The sequence below is a fragment of the Bacillus sp. 123MFChir2 genome (genome assembly GCF_000383235.1).
Lineage (GTDB): Bacteria > Bacillota > Bacilli > Bacillales > Bacillaceae_G > Bacillus_A.
In genome coordinates, this window is the sequence record NZ_KB911026.1 from 1 (window position 1) to 1,849 (window position 1,849).

The 1,849-nt window shown below is 37.8% G+C and carries 2 protein-coding genes; one reads left to right on the forward strand and one right to left on the reverse strand.

The window, feature by feature from the left end; translation table 11 throughout:
- Nucleotides 1-113 precede the first annotated feature (113 nt).
- A complete protein-coding gene (locus tag H280_RS0122820) occupies nt 114-1,184 on the reverse strand; it encodes an NAD(P)/FAD-dependent oxidoreductase (RefSeq protein WP_020063403.1) in 1,071 nt (356 codons plus the stop codon).
- 228 nt (nt 1,185-1,412) lie between these two features.
- Between H280_RS0122820 and H280_RS0122825 the strand changes: the two genes are divergently transcribed.
- A complete protein-coding gene (locus H280_RS0122825; RefSeq protein WP_020063404.1) occupies nt 1,413-1,652 on the forward strand; it encodes a YuzB family protein in 240 nt (79 codons plus the stop codon).
- Nucleotides 1,653-1,849 lie beyond the last annotated feature (197 nt).

Here is a 1,849-nt window from a genome sequence, read left to right on the forward strand (position 1 = left end):
TTATTACAACTATTATACATGAAAAAAACGAAAGCTTCCTCGATTTCATCGAGGAAGCTTTCGTTTTTTCTATGAAGACTTTTTCAGTGGCCTCCGTGCAGCTCTTGTTTTTTTTAACCATTATGATGTTTATACATCCAAAGAATCCCTGATTTTAAAAGGCGAGGTACGCGGCCCATTAATGGCTGATTTGCAAGTAAACCGAAGCCGTGTTTTTTCCCGAGAGAACCGAGAACACCTTTTAGTTTAATGACAGGTAGCTCTTCTGGTAATGCTTCATTGTTCCAACGTTTTAATAATATTTGGACAATTTGTTCACCTTGACCTTCTGCAAGCTGTGCAGATGGAGCGTGTGGCAGTGCAGCGCAGTCTCCTAGCACATATACATTCTCGTAATCTGGAATATTATAATATTTTGTTAATACAACCCGGCCGCTATTATCATGCTCGACAGGCAGATTACGAACAACCTCACTTGCTTGAATGCCAGCTGTCCATACAATTGCGTCACATTCAAGTGGTTCATCGTGGTTATACACAATATTTGGTTCTACTTTTGTAATGTTTGAATTGCGAACAATTGTAACATTATGTTTCAAAAACCACTCTTCTACGTATCTACTTAATTTCTCTGGAAACGGGAAAAGAATGCGATCTTTCCGGTCAAATAAATAAATGTTTAAGTCTGGACGACTTTCGCGAAGCTCGCTTGCGACTTCAACACCGCTTAGTCCAGCTCCAACAACAGCAACTGTTGCGTGTGGTTCTAAACCATTTAGTTGTTGATATGTTTCACGAACTTGCTCAATGGATTGAAGGCTATACGTATTTTCCTTCGCTCCTGGAACGTTGTGGTAGTTATCTTCACAACCAAGTCCGATAATTAAGTCATCATAATTGACAACTTCACCGCCCTCAAGATGAACAGTTTTGTTTTCTAGATTAACGTTGGTTATCGTGCCATATTGAATATTTAGTCGTGGATGCTCTGGAAATGGAATGCGAATATGCGTTTCAGAAATCGTTCCTGCTACTAATGCGTAGTATTCTGTTTTAAAACAGTGATACGGTACCTTGTCGATTAATGTTACTTGAACATCATCTGGAAGTTGGTTGCTAGGAAGAAGACGTTGTAAAACTCTCATTCCACCGTAGCCGCCACCAAGTATTACAAGGTGCTTCATGATGGATTACCCCTTTTCTGTTGAAATATCCCCTAATCATAGAAATTTTTATATTACAAAAATATTTTGACTTTACTCATTCAAATTATATCGAATTTAGAAGCAAATAACAATGCGTGAATGCATACTCTGTTGTACAATAATAAGAAAGTGAAAGCGATTTTAGACAAACATTTTAGGCTTACTGTTATAAGACAAGCTTTGAAATAGATACAGGAGGGATTAAGGTTGATTAAACCGTTAATTGAGTTTTGTGTTGGCAACCTTGCAAATGGTGCACAAAGGGCACGTGAACAATTAGAGAAAGACCCAAATTTAGATGTGATTGAGTATGGGTGTCTTGGATATTGTGGCGTTTGTTTTGAAGGACCGTATGCACTTGTAAACGGTGAAGTTGTAAAAGGGGAAACGCCGGATGAACTTGTGAAAAATATATATGATTATTTAGATGAAAATCCGATGTTTTAAGGCGATGCAATGAGGCAGGGTCTTTTTCGGTTGAACGTATAAAAATTCCTTCGAAAGAACAGGTTAACAAGTTAGGAGATATAAAAAAAGCCCTTTGGTTGAGAGGCCACTGAAAAAGTCTTCATAGAAAAAACGAAAGCTTCCTCGATGAAATCGAGGAAGCTTTCGTTTTTTTTCATGTATAATAGTTGTAATAA